Source organism: Rhizobacter sp. P2_H3, assembly GCF_056403355.1.
Genome location: NZ_JBFUFQ010000006.1, coordinates 1 through 14,119 on the forward strand (window position 1 = coordinate 1; position 14,119 = coordinate 14,119).

The 14,119-nt window shown below is 68.8% G+C and carries 18 protein-coding genes; 16 read left to right on the top strand and 2 right to left on the bottom strand.

The features are described from left to right. From AC1D1T_RS02035 to AC1D1T_RS02110, 16 genes are all read left to right on the top strand, one after another. A partial coding sequence (locus tag AC1D1T_RS02035; protein ID WP_477991302.1) for a glycosyl hydrolase family 18 protein occupies nucleotides 1–1,151 on the top strand: 1,151 nt, incomplete at its 5' end. A 227-nt stretch (nucleotides 1,152–1,378) separates the two neighbouring features. Beyond that, complete coding sequence (locus AC1D1T_RS02040) at nucleotides 1,379–1,597, top strand: TOBE domain-containing protein (protein ID WP_047503889.1); 219 nt, start codon at nucleotides 1,379–1,381, stop codon at nucleotides 1,595–1,597. A 25-nt stretch (nucleotides 1,598–1,622) separates the two neighbouring features. Continuing rightward, a complete protein-coding gene (locus AC1D1T_RS02045) occupies nucleotides 1,623–2,225 on the top strand; it encodes an RBBP9/YdeN family alpha/beta hydrolase (RefSeq protein ID WP_477991304.1) in 603 nt (200 codons plus the stop codon). 43 nt (nucleotides 2,226–2,268) lie between these two features. Then, nucleotides 2,269–2,910, top strand: a complete 642-nt coding sequence (locus AC1D1T_RS02050) for a peroxiredoxin (RefSeq protein WP_465110139.1) — start codon at nucleotides 2,269–2,271, stop codon at nucleotides 2,908–2,910. A gap of 69 nt (nucleotides 2,911–2,979) precedes the next feature. Continuing rightward, nucleotides 2,980–3,585, top strand: coding sequence for a type IV toxin-antitoxin system AbiEi family antitoxin domain-containing protein (locus tag AC1D1T_RS02055; protein WP_477824600.1), 606 nt, complete (start codon nucleotides 2,980–2,982; stop codon nucleotides 3,583–3,585). Then, nucleotides 3,582–4,484, top strand: a complete 903-nt coding sequence (locus tag AC1D1T_RS02060) for a nucleotidyl transferase AbiEii/AbiGii toxin family protein (protein ID WP_477824601.1) — start codon at nucleotides 3,582–3,584, stop codon at nucleotides 4,482–4,484. Before AC1D1T_RS02055 ends, AC1D1T_RS02060 begins: the two co-directional genes overlap by 4 nt. A gap of 144 nt (nucleotides 4,485–4,628) precedes the next feature. After that, a complete protein-coding gene (locus tag AC1D1T_RS02065) occupies nucleotides 4,629–6,152 on the top strand; it encodes an acyl--CoA ligase (RefSeq protein WP_477838359.1) in 1,524 nt (507 codons plus the stop codon). Between the two features lie 178 nt (nucleotides 6,153–6,330). Continuing rightward, nucleotides 6,331–7,296 (top strand): Bug family tripartite tricarboxylate transporter substrate binding protein, encoded by a 966-nt coding sequence (locus AC1D1T_RS02070; protein ID WP_477991324.1) that lies wholly within the window; start codon nucleotides 6,331–6,333, stop codon nucleotides 7,294–7,296. 24 nt (nucleotides 7,297–7,320) lie between these two features. Next, nucleotides 7,321–7,818, top strand: a complete 498-nt coding sequence (locus tag AC1D1T_RS02075) for a tripartite tricarboxylate transporter TctB family protein (protein ID WP_047503878.1) — start codon at nucleotides 7,321–7,323, stop codon at nucleotides 7,816–7,818. A 58-nt stretch (nucleotides 7,819–7,876) separates the two neighbouring features. Continuing rightward, the gene (locus AC1D1T_RS02080; protein ID WP_477824602.1) at nucleotides 7,877–9,397 is read left to right on the top strand and encodes a tripartite tricarboxylate transporter permease; all 1,521 of its coding nucleotides are present in this window, start codon (nucleotides 7,877–7,879) and stop codon (nucleotides 9,395–9,397) included. Next, the gene (locus tag AC1D1T_RS02085; protein WP_477824603.1) at nucleotides 9,394–10,401 is read left to right on the top strand and encodes a 2-dehydropantoate 2-reductase; all 1,008 of its coding nucleotides are present in this window, start codon (nucleotides 9,394–9,396) and stop codon (nucleotides 10,399–10,401) included. The genes AC1D1T_RS02080 and AC1D1T_RS02085 overlap by 4 nt, the downstream gene beginning before the upstream one ends. Nucleotides 10,402–10,420: 19 nt before the next feature. Beyond that, on the top strand, nucleotides 10,421–10,759 hold the full coding sequence (locus AC1D1T_RS02090) for a DUF2845 domain-containing protein (RefSeq protein ID WP_465110135.1): 339 nt from the start codon (nucleotides 10,421–10,423) through the stop codon (nucleotides 10,757–10,759). Between the two features lie 10 nt (nucleotides 10,760–10,769). Continuing rightward, entirely contained in the window at nucleotides 10,770–11,288 is a 519-nt protein-coding gene (locus AC1D1T_RS02095; protein WP_477824605.1) for a cupin domain-containing protein, read from the top strand. Between the two features lie 7 nt (nucleotides 11,289–11,295). Then, nucleotides 11,296–11,850 (top strand): DUF1697 domain-containing protein, encoded by a 555-nt coding sequence (locus AC1D1T_RS02100; protein ID WP_477824606.1) that lies wholly within the window; start codon nucleotides 11,296–11,298, stop codon nucleotides 11,848–11,850. Between the two features lie 16 nt (nucleotides 11,851–11,866). After that, nucleotides 11,867–12,328 (top strand): GNAT family N-acetyltransferase, encoded by a 462-nt coding sequence (locus AC1D1T_RS02105; RefSeq protein ID WP_477824607.1) that lies wholly within the window; start codon nucleotides 11,867–11,869, stop codon nucleotides 12,326–12,328. A 7-nt stretch (nucleotides 12,329–12,335) separates the two neighbouring features. Next, nucleotides 12,336–12,791 (top strand): GNAT family N-acetyltransferase, encoded by a 456-nt coding sequence (locus AC1D1T_RS02110; RefSeq protein ID WP_477824608.1) that lies wholly within the window; start codon nucleotides 12,336–12,338, stop codon nucleotides 12,789–12,791. Here AC1D1T_RS02110 and AC1D1T_RS02115 read toward each other — a convergent pair. Both AC1D1T_RS02115 and AC1D1T_RS02120 read right to left on the bottom strand, forming a co-directional pair. Continuing rightward, entirely contained in the window at nucleotides 12,776–13,546 is a 771-nt protein-coding gene (locus AC1D1T_RS02115) for a fumarylacetoacetate hydrolase family protein (protein ID WP_477824609.1), read from the bottom strand. The two genes, AC1D1T_RS02110 and AC1D1T_RS02115, sit on opposite strands and share 16 nt — an antisense overlap. Continuing rightward, nucleotides 13,543–14,073, bottom strand: coding sequence for a GrpB family protein (locus tag AC1D1T_RS02120; RefSeq protein ID WP_477838353.1), 531 nt, complete (start codon nucleotides 14,071–14,073; stop codon nucleotides 13,543–13,545). Before AC1D1T_RS02120 ends, AC1D1T_RS02115 begins: the two co-directional genes overlap by 4 nt. Between the last annotated feature and the right edge of the window lie 46 nt (nucleotides 14,074–14,119).

A 14,119-nucleotide genomic window follows, 5' to 3' on the forward strand; every position in this document is an offset into this window, starting at 1 on the left:
CACCGGCGCCGGCCCCGGCTCCCGCTCCCGCGGGCGACCTGCCGGCCGGCGCGCTCTCGGCCAACCAGAGCAAGCGCGTCTACGTCGGCTACTACCCGAGCTGGAGCGACAACTGGTTCGACGCCACCGGCAAGAGCCCGGCCGAGGTCTACAACGCCAGCAAGCTGGCGCGCGTGCCGGCGACCTACACGCACGTGATGGCCTCGTTCGCCGACCCCAACTTCTCGTGGGCCGGCATCGCGACGAACAGCTTCTCGGGCACCGGCATCAACTTCAACGCGACGCCGCGTGACATCAAGGCCGCGATCGACGTGCTGCACAAGCGCAACCAGAAGATCATCCTGGCCGTGGGTGGCGCGACCTACAACAACTGGGGTCCGATCGCGGCGGAAGGCGCGGCCGGCGGCGGCCCGATCATCAACGCCCTCGCGAAGATCCAGACCGAGATGGGCTTCGACGGCCTGGACGTCGACTACGAGGTCGACGGCGACGTGGACCGCTACGCCAACGCCATCAAGGCGCTTCGCAAGGCGGTCGACCTGGCAGGCGGCGGCCGCGTGCTGACGCTGGCCGGCTGGTCGAGCGGCGCCGATTGCACCTCGGGCACGACGGCCGACTCGCGCTGTGCCGGCAAGCTGTCGTACTGGGGCGGCAACGCCGGCCGCGAACGCGGCGTGGTGCTGAAGTATCCGGCGACGGCGGCGATGCTCGACCTCGTCAACGTGATGAGCTACGACGCCCGCTACGAGCACTTCGACGGCGTGGTCGCGTACAACCAGTACCGCAGCCTCTACCCGTCGTCGACCATCGTGTCGATCGGCTTCGAGCCGGCGCCGGAAGGCTGGGCGGGCGGCCAGCTGGTCATCAACGACGGCGACGCGCAGTGCGAAGGCTCGCGCAACCTGCAGGACCAGTACGGCGCCACGCTGAACCTGCCGTACTCGGTGCAGCGCTACACGACGGCGGTGCTGAACAGCACGGCGTCGAACCGCAACCCGCGTGACGGCGCGATGCTGTGGGCCATCATCAAGCCGGCCAGCGGCTCGTGCGGCAGCGCCGCATTGGCGGCCCCGGGCACGGTGGGCCAGAAGGTCGGCAACAGCTTCGGCCTGCCGGTCGACCCGCTGCTGCAGTCGGCCGACTGGAAGTAGACAGGGCCCCCCAGTCGCTGCGCTCCTGCCCCCAAGGGGCGCCGCCTGGCGGACCGGCAAAGCCGGATCCGCGGGCGTAGCTGGATCCTTCAGCGCCTTCTCCCTTCGCGGGGGAAGGCGTCTTTCATTTCAAATTCGCTATCCGCATGACCTGATCCGGTTTCATTCGTTGCGACGGCCGCGCCGCGTGCCCATCATCGATGCTCACTCTCACCCCGAGGTCATTCATGAGCATCACCGCCATCAACGTGCGCAACCAGTTCCGCGGCAAGGTCAAGGAAATCATCGAAGGCCCGGTCGTCTCCGAGATCGACGTCGAGACGCCGTCCGGCCTGATCGTCACGTCGGTCATCACGACGCGTTCGGTGAAGGAGCTGAAGCTGGCCGTCGGCAAGGACGTGATCGCGCTGGTCAAGTCCACCGAGGTGTCGATCGCGACGCTCTGACGCAGCGTCCGAAGGAGACGGCGCGATGGCATTCCACGGCAGTCCGGTGCGCGTGCTGGTGATTCCCGGCTTGCGCGGCAGCGGTCCGGCGCACTGGCAGAGCTGGCTGCAGGGTCACTTTCGCCGCGCGGTGCGCGTCGAGCAGGACGACTGGGACAGCGCCGACCTCGAGGCCTGGGCCATCCGCATCGGCGAGACGCTGGCCGCCGAGCCGGCCGGGCCGTGGGTCGCGGTGGCGCACAGCTTCGGCTGCCTGGYGCTCGCGCAGCACGTGCTGTCGACCTGCGGCCGCACCGCCCACGGCGTGCGCGGCGCGCTGCTGGTGGCGCCGGCCGACCCGGGCCGCTTCGCGCTCGACGACCTGCCGCTGCGCCAGCGCCTGCGCGTACCGGCCACGCTGCTCGCGAGCGACACCGATCCGTGGATGAGCGCACCAAGAGCAGAATCGTTCGCCCAGGCCTGGGGCAGCGGCTTCGTGAACCTGGGCGACGCCGGCCACATCAATGCCGAGGCGGGCTTCGGCCCGTTGCCGGCGGCGAAGAAGCTGACCGAGTTCCTGATCCACCGTGTCGAGCAATCGCGCCGGCCGGAGCGCGCCGACCTGCACGAGTTCTCGTTCGCCGTCTGACCGGCCATTCGACCTGTCATTCATCCATCACCAGGAGACCACCATGAGCTTGCGACTGGGCGACATCGCCCCCGACTTCGAACAGCAATCCTCCGACGGCCCGATCAGCTTCCACAAGTGGCTGGGCGACAGCTGGGGCGTGCTGTTCTCGCACCCGGCCGATTTCACGCCGGTGTGCACCACCGAGCTCGGCCTGACCGCCAAGCTGAAGGACGAGTTCACGAAGCGCAACGTGAAGGCGATCGCGCTGAGCGTCGACCCGGTCGACTCGCACACGAAGTGGATCCAGGACATCAACACGACGCAGAAGACGCGGGTCAACTTCCCGATCCTGGCCGACGCCGACCGCAAGGTGGCCGAGCTGTACGACCTGATCCACCCGAACGCCAGCACCACCGCCACCGTGCGCTCGCTGTTCGTGATCGACCCAGCGAAGAAGATCCGCCTGACGATCACCTACCCGGCGAGCACCGGCCGCAACTTCGACGAGATCCTGCGCGTGATCGACTCGCTGCAGCTGACCGATTCGCACAGCGTCGCGACGCCGGGCAACTGGAAGGACGGCGACGACGTCGTGATCGTGCCGTCGCTGCAGGATCCGGAGGTCATCAAGAAGAAGTTCCCGAAGGGCTACACGGCGGTGACGCCGTACCTGCGGTTGACGCCGCAGCCGAACAAGCCTTGAGAGGTAGGCGGCAGGGGTTTGTTGGACGCATGACTTGCCGACAAGTCATGCGGAAACTAAACTCCGCCGATGGCATCCACCCAGGCCGACCAGATCCTCGAACTTGCGCGGCGGCAGCGCCTGCTGAAGGCCGCCGACGTTCGCGCCCGGGGCTGGTCGCCGCAACTGCTGCTCAAGCTTCATCAGGCCGGCAAGCTGCAACGGGCGGCCCGCGGGCTCTACAGCCTGCCGGATGCGCAACCCACCGAGCACCAGACGCTGATCGAGGTCTGCCACCGCGTGCCGAAGGCGGTGGTGTGCCTGCTGTCGGCGCTGCAGTTCCACGGCATCGGCACGCAGCTTCCGCACGAGGTCTGGATCGCACTGCCTGAAGGCACGCAGACACCGGCCATTGACTACCCGCCGCTGCGCATCGTGCGGCTGCGCGGCGATGCCGGCACGGCCGGCATCGAGACGGCGGTCGAACAGGGTTCGCCGATCCGGGTCTACGGCATCGCGAAAACGGTCACCGACTGCTTCAAGTTCCGCCACAAGATCGGGCTGGACGTCGCGCTCGAGGCCCTGCGCGATGCCTGGCGATCGCGCCGGCTCGGCATGGACGAAGTCACCCATTTCGCGCGCATCAACCGCGTCGAGACGGTGATGCGGCCGTACCTGGAAGCGCTGGTGGCATGAGCGACGCGAGCGCGGCGTCGGTACTGGCCCGGCTGTTGAACCTCGCCAAGCAGTCCGGCGAAGACTACAACCTGCTGCTGAACCGCTTCGCGCTGGAGCGCCTGCTCTGCCGCATCAGCGTGTCGGAGCATGCCGAGCGATTCCTGCTGAAAGGAGCGCTGCTGTTCACGCTCTGGTACGACACGCCGCACCGGCCGACGCGAGACGCCGATCTCCTCGGTTTCGGCCCCGACGGCCCGGACCACCTGACGGACACCTTCCGCAGCATCGCCGGCATCGACCTCGGCGATGGCATCACGTTCGCGCCCGACTCGGTCCGCGTGGAGTCCATCCGCGAAGACACGACCTATGGCGGCTGGCGGGTGCGGCTCGAAGCCCGCATCGGCAACGCACGCTGTGCACTGCATGTCGACGTCGGGTTCGGCGACGCCGTCACGCCGGCCGCCGAGTCGGTGACCTTTCCCGTGCTGCTGGCCGACCTGGCCGCGCCCCGGCTGCAGGCCTATCCGGTCTATACCGTGATCGCGGAGAAGTACCACGCGATGGTCTCGCTCGGCATCGCCAACAGCCGCATGAAGGACTTCTTCGACCTGTCCGTCATCGCCCACCGGTCGACATTGGACGGCGCCACGCTCGCACGTGCCATCGGCGCGACGTTCGCCCGGCGCCGGACCCCGCTGCCCGCCGAGCCCCCGCTCGCGCTGACGGCCTTCTTCGCGGACGACGACGCCAAGCGCAGGCAGTGGGCTGCGTTCCTCGGCAAGGCGCGCCTGGGCGCGCCCCCGTTGCCGCAGGTCATCGCGCTGCTTCACGACCTGCTGTGGCCGCCCACGCAAGTGGCCGCTTCCGGCAGCCTCGCCAACGCGGCCTGGCGGCCCGAGCACGCTCGCTGGGCGTGATCCGGTGCGTGATCGGGGATCCCCCGTTCTTGCCAGTCGCCGGGTTCGTGCGGCACACTCGCCCCCGACAACAAGTAGAAACACACCACGTTGGGGGGCGTGCGTCGTCGACGCGCTGCCTCGTTCCCATCTTGCGAGGCACCGATGTCCCACAGCTTGAAGGATCTGCTTGCCCATGGCGCCGATGACGACATCGCCATCTCCGCCCCCGACCGCCCCCCGCTGCGCTACCGCGAACTGCGCCGGCTGATCGCCGAGACGCTCGCCCGGCTCAACGGCCTGGGCATCGCCCGCAACGACCGCGTGGCGATCGTGCTGAACAACGGCCCCGAGATGGCGACCTGCTTCGTCGCCTGCGCCTGCGGCGTGACCAGCGCGCCGCTGAACCCGGCCTACCGCGCCGACGAGTTCGAGTTCTACCTGTCCGACCTGAACGCGAAGGCGCTGGTCGTCGAGCGCGGCAGCGCCTCGCCGGCGATCGACGTGGCCGCGAAGCTCGGCGTGCGCGTGATCGACCTGGTGGTGCCCGAAGGCGCCGGCGCCGGCAGCTTCGTGCTGGAGCCGCGCGATGGCGCCATCGCCGCATCGGCCGCGCAAGCCACCWGGGCCGAGCCCGACGACGTCTCGATGGTGCTGCACACCTCCGGCACCACCTCGCGCCCGAAGATCGTGCCGCTGTCGCAGCGCAACCTGTGCGCCTCGGCCACCAACATCCGCAGCACGCTCGCGTTCACCCCCGCCGACCGCGGGCTGAACATCATGCCGCTGTTCCACATCCACGGCCTGATCGCCGGCGTGCTCGCGCCGCTGTCGGCCGGCTCGCAGGTGTTCTGCACGCCGGGCTTCAATGCGCTGAAGTTCTTCGGCTGGATGGAGGAGGCCAGGCCCACCTGGTACACCGCGGTGCCGACCATGCACCAGGCCATCCTGTCGCGCGCCGGCAAGAACGCCGACGTGATCCAGCGCCACCCGCTGCGCTTCCTGCGCTCGTCGTCGTCGTCGATGCCGCCGCAGGTGATCCGCGAGCTCGAGGAGGTGTTCGGCGCGCCGCTGATCGAGGCCTACGGCATGACCGAAGCCACGCACCAGATGGCGTCGAACCCGCTGCCGCCGAAGGCGCGCAAGCCGGGCGCGGTCGGCCTCGCGGCCGGGCCCGAGGTGGCCATCATGGCCGAGGACGGCAACCTGCTGCCGGCCGGCGGCATCGGCGAGATCGTGATCCGCGGCGCCAACGTGACGCGCGGCTACGAGAACAACCCGAAGGCCAATGCCGAGGGCTTCACGAACGGCTGGTTCCGCACCGGCGACCAGGGCACGATGGACGCCGACGGCTACATCAGCCTGACCGGGCGCCTCAAGGAAATCATCAATCGCGGCGGCGAGAAGGTCAGCCCGCGCGAGGTCGACGAGATCCTGATGGACCACCCGGCCGTCGCGCAGGTGGTGTGCTTCGGCATGCCGCACCCGAAGCTCGGCGAAGAGGTCGCCGCGGTCGTCGTGCTGCGCGAGGGCCAGCCGGCCACCGAGCGCGAGCTGCAGGCCTTCGTCGCGACGCGGGCCGCCGACTACAAGGTGCCGAAGAAGATCCTCTTCATGGACGAGATCCCGAAGGGCGCCACCGGCAAGCTGCAGCGCATCGGCCTCGCGCAGAAGCTCGGCCTCGGCTGATACCGTTTTCTTCCCGGGCGAACCCTGCCGGTCGCCCGCGGTCGGCGTCCGTGAGGACGTTGGCGGCCGCACCCACAAGAACGACACCGACGGACCCCGGGGGGCGATTCCCCCAGTGTGACAACCACAAGGAGCGATCTTGAAGTACCAGCAGTTCAAGCAGTGGGCGGCGGCCGCGATGGCGCTGTGTGCGATGGGCGGGGGCGGGGCGGCACAGGCCTGGGAGCCCGCCAAGCCGGTGGAGTTCGTCGTGCCGGCCGGCACCGGCGGCGGGGCCGACCAGATGGCCCGCTTCATCCAGGGCGTGGTCGCGAAGAACAACCTGATGAAGCAGCCGATCATCGTCGTCAACAAGGCGGGCGGCGCGGGCGCCGAGGGCTTCCTCGACGTGAAGGGCGCGAAGGGCGATGCGCACAAGATCGTCATCACGCTGTCGAACCTGTACACGACGCCGCTCGCCACCGGCGTGCCGTTCAACTGGCGCGACCTGACGCCGGTGGCGATGCTCGCGCAGGACGAGTTCGTGCTGTGGGTCAACGCCGAGTCGCCGTACAAGACCGCGAAGGAGTACATCGACGCGATCAAGGCGCAGCCGGCCAACAGCTTCAAGATGGGCGGCACCGGCTCGAAGCAGGAAGACCAGATCATCACCGCGATGCTCGAGAAGGCGGTCGGCAAGAAGCTCACCTACATCCCGTACAAGGGCGGCGGCGACGTCGCGGTGCAGCTGGTGGGCAAGCACGTCGACTCGACGGTCAACAACCCGATCGAGGCCGAGTCGCACTGGCGCGCCGGCAAGCTGCGCGCGCTGTGCGTGATGGACAAGGACAAGCTGCCGTACACCGCCAAGCTGACGCCGACGCAGAGCTGGAACGACATCCCCACGTGTGCGTCGGCCGGCGTGCCGGTCGACTACCTGATGCTGCGCGGCATCTTCATGCCGCCGGGCGCGACGCCGGAGCAGGTGGCGTTCTACATCGAACTGTTCAAGAAGGTGCGCGCGCTGCCGGAGTGGAAGGACTTCATGGACAAGGGTGCGTTCAAGCAGACCTTCATGAGCGGCCCGRAGTTCGTCGACTGGCTCGGGAAGAACGAGCAGATGCACCGCGAGTTGATGAAGCAGGCCGGCTTCCTCGCGCAATAGGCCCGTCCCACAACGAGGTGATGCATGAGCGAACCTGATTCCGCAACGGTCGGCAAGCGGTGGCCGGAGGTCGGCATGGCCGGCGTACTGGCCGCGATCGCGCTGGTGGTGATCGTCGACAGCCTGCGCGTGGGCATCGGCTGGGCCGACGACGGCCCGCGCGCCGGCTACTTCCCGTTCTACATCGGGCTGCTGCTGCTCGCGGCGGCGGGCAGCATCCTGTTCGGCGAGTTCCGCCGCCGCAAGCAGCCCGACCCGGCGTTCGCCGAGCGCGCGCAGCTGCGCATGGTGGTCGCGGTGCTGCTGCCGATGGTGGTGTACGTCGCGCTGATCTGGGGGCTCGGCATCTACCTCGCATCGACGCTGCTGATCGGCTACTTCATGCGCCGCCACGGGCACTACCGCTGGCCGCTCACCGCGGCGGTGTCGGTCGGCGTGCCGCTGCTGCTGTTCGCGGTGTTCGAGAAATGGTTCCTGGTGCCGCTGCCGAAGGGGCCGATCGAGCGTCTGTTCGGTCTTTAGTCAGGGCTGTAGAAGTTCCTCCGCCCGCGCACACAAGAACCCACAGGGAGAGAAGCGCATGGAAGAAATCACCAACCTGATGCACGGCTTCGGCGTGGCCCTCACGCTGCCCAACCTCGGCTTCATGCTGATCGGCCTCACGCTGGGCGTGCTGATCGGCGTGCTGCCGGGGCTGGGCGGCGCCAACGGCGTCGCGATCCTGCTGCCGCTCACGTTCTCGATGAACCCCACGTCGGCCATCATCATGCTGTCGTGCATCTACTGGGGAGCGCTGTTCGGCGGGGCGATCACGTCGATCCTGTTCAACATCCCCGGCGAGCCGTGGTCGGTGGCCACCACCTTCGACGGCTACCCGATGGCGCAGCAGGGCCGCGCGGCGCAGGCGCTGACGGCGGCTTTCACCTCGTCGTTCGTCGGCGCGCTGTTCGCGGTGGTGCTGATCACCTTCCTCGCGCCGCTGCTCGCGAAGTTCGCGGTGAAGTTCGGCCCGCCGGAGTTCTTCGCGGTGCAGCTGCTCACGTTCTGCAGCTTCGTCGGCACCAGCAAGGAGCCGCCGGCCAAGACCATCGCGTCGATGATGCTCGGCTTCGCGCTCGCCGCCGTCGGCATGGACAGCGTGACCGGCCAGCTGCGCATGACCTTCGGCGTGCCCGAGCTGCTGAAGGGCTTCGACTTCCTGATCGCGGTGATCGGGCTGTTCGGCATCGGCGAGATCCTGCTGACGATGGAGGAGGGCCTGGCCTTCAAGGGCAAGAGCGCGAAGATCAACTTCAAGGTGGTGTGGCAGACCTGGGGTGAGCTGCTCAGGCACTGGAAGACCTTCCTGCGCTCGACGGCGATCGGCTGCTGGATGGGCATCACGCCGGGCGGCGCGACGCCGGCCTCGTTCATGAGCTACGGCATGGCGCGCCGCATGTCCGACGACCCGCAGAGCTTCGGCAAGGGGCAGATCCAGGGCGTGATCGCGCCCGAGACCGCGGCGCACGCGGCCGGCACCTCGGCGCTGCTGCCGATGCTGACGCTGGGCATCCCCGGCTCGCCGACCGCGGCCGTGCTGCTGGGCGGCCTGCTGATCTGGGGGCTGCAGCCGGGGCCGATGCTGTTCGTCGAGCAGAAGGATTTCGTCTGGGGGCTGATCGCCTCGATGTACCTCGGCAACCTGGTCGGCCTGATCGTGGTGCTGACGACGGTGCCGTGGTGGGCGGCGATCCTGCGCATCCCGTTCTCGGTGATCGCGCCGGTGATCATCGTGATCTGCGCGATCGGCGCGTACACGGTGCACAGCGCGATGTTCGACGTGGTGATGATGCTGGTGTTCGGCGTCGTCGGCTACGTCTTCAAGAAGCTGCGCTACCCGCTGGCGCCGATGGTGCTGGCGCTGGTGCTGGGCGACATGGCCGAGGCGAGCTTCCGGCAGTCGATGCTTGCATCTCAGGGCAAACTCTCGATCTTCTGGTCGAACCCGCTGGTGGGTGGGATCACGGCGCTGGCGCTGGTGATCCTGCTGTGGCCGGCGGCGCAAAGCGGGCGCAGGTGGTTGCGCTCGCGCGAAACCCACGCTGTCGGAGAAATCCCTTGAAATTCGCGATCGTCGGCGCCGGTGCCATCGGCGGCTACCTGGGGGCCCGGCTGGCGCTGGCGGGCGAAGAGGTCACCTTCATCGCCCGCAACCGCAACCTGGCGGCCATCAACGCGAACGGCTTCAAGCTGATCGAGGAAGACGGCCGCGAGCAGGTCGCGCGCAACCTGCGGGCGGTGCAGCGCATGGCCGAGGCCGGCCCGCAGGACGTGGTGCTGCTGACGCTGAAGGCACACCAGGTGAAGGACGTGCTGCCCGAGCTGCGCGAGCTGTTCGGCCCGCACACGCTGGTCGTCACGATGATCAACGGGCTGCCGTGGTGGTACTTCCACAAGCTGGCCGGGCCGTACGAGGGGCGCTCGCTCGAGAGCGTCGACCCCGGCGGCGTGATCGGCGCGCACATCGAGCCCGAGCGCGTGATCGGCGGCATCGTCTACCCGGCCTCGGAGCTGGTCGAGCCGGGCGTGGTGCGCGTGATCGAGGGCAACCGCTTCACGCTGGGCGAGCTGGACGGCTCGCGCAGCGAGCGCATCGAGGCGCTGTCGCAGGCGATGATGCGGGCCGGCTTCAAGTCGCCGGTGTCCAAGGACATCCGCGGCGAGATCTGGGTCAAGCTGTGGGGCAACCTGAGCTTCAACCCGATCAGCGCGCTGACGCATGCGACGCTGCAGGACATCTGCCGCTTCCCGGCCACGCGCGAACTCGCGGCGCGGATGATGACCGAGGCGCAGGCGATCGGCGAGAAGCTCGGCGTGGAGTTCAAGATCTCGCTGGACAAGCGCATCGCCGGCGCCGAGGCGGTTGGCGCGCACAAGACCTCGATGCTGCAGGACGTGGAGCACGGCCGCGCGCTGGAGCTGCAGGCGCTGGTGGGCTCGGTGGTCGAGCTCGCGCAGATCACGCAGACGCCGGCGCCGAACATCGAGGCGGTGTACGCGGTGACCGGGCTGCTGGCGCAGACGCTGTCGCAGCACGCAGGCAAACTCGCGCTCTCGCCCGCCTGAGAAATCACAAGGAACCCTCATGAAATTTCCCTTTGCGTTGTGCGCAGCGGCCGTGCTGCTGGGCCTGTCCGCTTCGGCCGGTGCCCAATCGCTGCGCTGCAGTTCCGCCACCATCGGTGTCGGCGAACCGCGCTCCGGCGTGCTGCAGAAATGCGGCGAACCCATCGCCCGCGATTCGTTCTGCAAGCCGGTCGATCCGCAGTCGGTCGCCGCCAGCGCGCCCGGTACCGCCGTCGTGCTGCCGTGCGAGAAGATCGACGAGTGGACCTACAACCCCGGCTACGGGCAGTTCATCACGACGCTGCGGCTCGAGGCCGGCAAGGTCACCGCGGTGACCTACGGCGACCGGGTCAAGTAGGCGTGCGGCGATGAGTTCACCGGCCGCCGACAAGCCCACCTCGGTCAACGCCGACGGCATCTTCGAGCCGTTCCCGATCAGCCGCGTGCCGATGGAGGAGTTCCTGCGCGGCGAGCGCTTCGGCATGCGCTACCGGCACCTCAGCTCGTTCGGTGGCGGCACGCAGGTGAGCGTCTCGATGGAAGAGCTGCCGCCGGGCCGCCAGGCCAACCAGGCGCACTACCACCTGCTCGAGGAAGAGCACCTCTACCTGATCGAGGGCAGCCTCACGCTGACGCTGGGCGACAAGCGCTACCTGATGACAGCCGGCGACTACGTGTGCTTTCCGGCCGGCCAGAAGGCGGGCCACGCGATCTTCAACCACACCGAGGCGCCGTGCCGCTACCTGGTGCTGGGCACCTCGAACCCGCATGACGTGGCGGTGCACACCGAGACCGGCCGCGTCAGCGTCAGGCTGATGGGCGAGGGCTACCGGCGCTCATCGGTGATGGGCTACTGGGACGAGGTCGACGTCGACCGCACGCCTTGACGACGGCATGGACTTCGCCGTCTTCTTCCGCAACCTCAACCTCGGGCGGACCAACTGCCCGACGAAGCTGCAGCTGGAAGCCGCCTTCCTGGACGCGGGTGCCGTCAGCGCCGCCTCGTTTCTGACCAACGGCACGCTGGTCTACACAGCTTCGTCGACCGATCAAGCACGGGAGGTGTTCGACCGCGCATATGCATTGCTGAACACGCGATGCGGCCTGAAGGAGCCCGCCTTCGTGCGCACCGTCGACTACCTCGAAGCGCTGGTCGACACCGACCCGTTCGCCGGCATCGACCGTGCGAGCGTCTACGAGTTCTGCGTCTCCTTCCTGCATTCGCCCGAGGTGGTGCCGCCGACGCTGCCGCTCGCGTCCGCGCGCGGCGATGTCGAGCTGATCGCGGTGACGCCCGCCGAGGTGCTGAGCCTGAGCCGCAAGTTCGGCGCCTCGCCCGGCAGCCCGAACGCCTTCCTCGAGAAGCGGCTGGGCTCGCCGCTGACGACGCGCGCCTGGAACACCCTCGTGCGGCTGGTGCGCAAGCATCGCGCCGCGTCCGCCGACTGACCCGGACCCTGCCGCCATGAAACCCGACTTCACGATCCGCCCCGTCGCGCGCGACGACTTCGCCGCCTGGAAGCCGCTCTGGGACGGCTACAACGCGTTCTACGGCCGCGAGGGCCCGACCGCGCTGCCCGACGAGATCACGCAGGCCACCTGGTCGCGCTTCTTCGATGCCTACGAGCCGGTGCACGCGCTGGTGGCCGCGCGCGGCAGCGAGCTGCTGGGCCTCACGCACTACCTGTTCCACCGCAGCACGACGCTGCTCGGGCCGACCTGCTACCTGCAGGACCTGTTCACGACGGCCGCTGCACGCGGGCGCGGCGTCGGCCGCGCGCTGATCGAAGGTGTGTACGAGCGCGCCGCGGCGGGCGGCTCCAACCGCGTCTACTGGATGACGCACGAGACCAACACGACCGCGAGGACGCTGTACGACCGGGTCGCGACGAACTCCGGCTTCCTGATCTACCGCAAGATGCTCTGAGCCCCCGATGCCGACGCCCTACTCATTGACCCTCACCGACACCGCCGATGAAGCGCTGCGCCAGGCGATCCTCGCGCCGCTCGTCGAGTACAACCTGTCGCAGGCCGGCGCCAGCGGCAACCGGCCGCTCGCGGTGCTGGTGCACGACGCGCAAGGCAACGTCGCCGGCGGCGCCTGGGGCTACACCGGCTTCCAGTGGCTGTTCATCCAGTTGCTGGTGGTGCCGGCCGATGCACGCGGCCAGGGCCTGGGCACGCAGATCATGCAGCGCGCCGAAGCGGAAGCCATCGAGCGCGGCTGCGTCGGCGCCTGGCTCGACACCTTCGAGTTCCAGGCGCGCGGCTTCTACGAGAAGCTGGGCTACGCCTGCTTCGGCCAGATCGACGGCTACCCGCCCGGGTATGCGCGCTACTTCATGAAGAAGGCGCTGCAGCCCGCTCAGCCGATTCAGCCGGCCCCGTAGACGTTCGCCAGCGTGCCGATGCCGGCTATCGTGACCTCGACGGCCGTGCCGGGCTTCATCGGCAGCACGCCGAGCGAGGTGCCGCACAGGATCACGTCGCCGGGCTCCAGCGTCATGTCGTGCGACAGCCGCGAGACCAGCTCGGCCGGCGTGAAGAACATGTCGTTCAGCGCGTAGTTCTGGCGCTCGCGGCCGCCCACTGTCGTGCGCAGCGTCGCCGCAGCCGGGTCGAACTCGGTCTCGATCACCGGGCCGAACACGCCGAAGCCATCGAAGCTCTTCGCGCGCGCCCACTGCGCAAAGCTCGGGTCGCGCGCGATCAGCTCCATCGCGGTCACGTCGTTGGCGCAGCTGTAGCCGAAGATGTGCGACGCGGCCTGCTCGAGCGGCACCGCCTTCGCGCGGCGGCCGATCACGATCGCCAGTTCGCCCTCGTAGGCCACGCGGCCGACGTCCGGGCTCGGTACCGCAATCGTTTGGCCGTGCGCGGCGAAGCTGCTCGGTGCCTTCAGGAAGTACAGCGGCTCGGCCGGCCGCGACCAGCCGTTCTTCTCGGCCGCCGCGGCGAAGTTGTTCCACAGCGCGATCATCTTCGACGGCCGGCACGGCGTCAGCCACTCGAGGCCGGCCAGCGGCAGCCGCTCACCGGTGGGGGAAGGGGAGGCGAACAGGCCGCCGGCATGGACGACGATCTCTTCGCCGTCCAGCTGCCCGAAGATCTCACGCCCGGCGTGTACCCCGCGCAGCCATTTCATGCGCCGTCGACGCAGGCGGCGGCCAGCAGCTCGCGGATGAAGCGCGACTTGCCCTCGGTGTAGGCCTCGCGGTCGTCGCGGTAGCGCGCGGCAAGCGCCCGCTTCACGTCCAGGTACTGCGCCGCCAGCTCGGGGTGGGCGCGCAGCTGGTCGCGGAACCGCAACTCGGCCTGCGCATCGGCCGGCATGCGCACGTGCACATGGTGGGTGCGGCCGGTGCCGTACGGCGGCATGCCCTTCACGAAGAACATGCGGTCGCGCCGCGGGTTGTCGGGCCAGAACACGTAGTCCAGGCCCTCGAGCGGCGCGATGAACGACGACCACTGCGCCGCCACCGGGGCGATCAGCAGGATGTCGATGATCGGCTTGGCCGGCAGGTCCGGCACCGCGGTGCTGCCGATGTGCACGATGCAGACCTCGATGTCCGGCCCGAGCGCGGCGCGGATCGCCTGCTGCTCCGCCTTGAACAGCGCAGGCCAGCGGGCATCGTAGGGAGCGAGGGCTATCGTGTCGGTGGTATCTGGCATGGCGGGCCTCCAACGGACGCGCCCGCACAGTATCACTGTGCGGCCC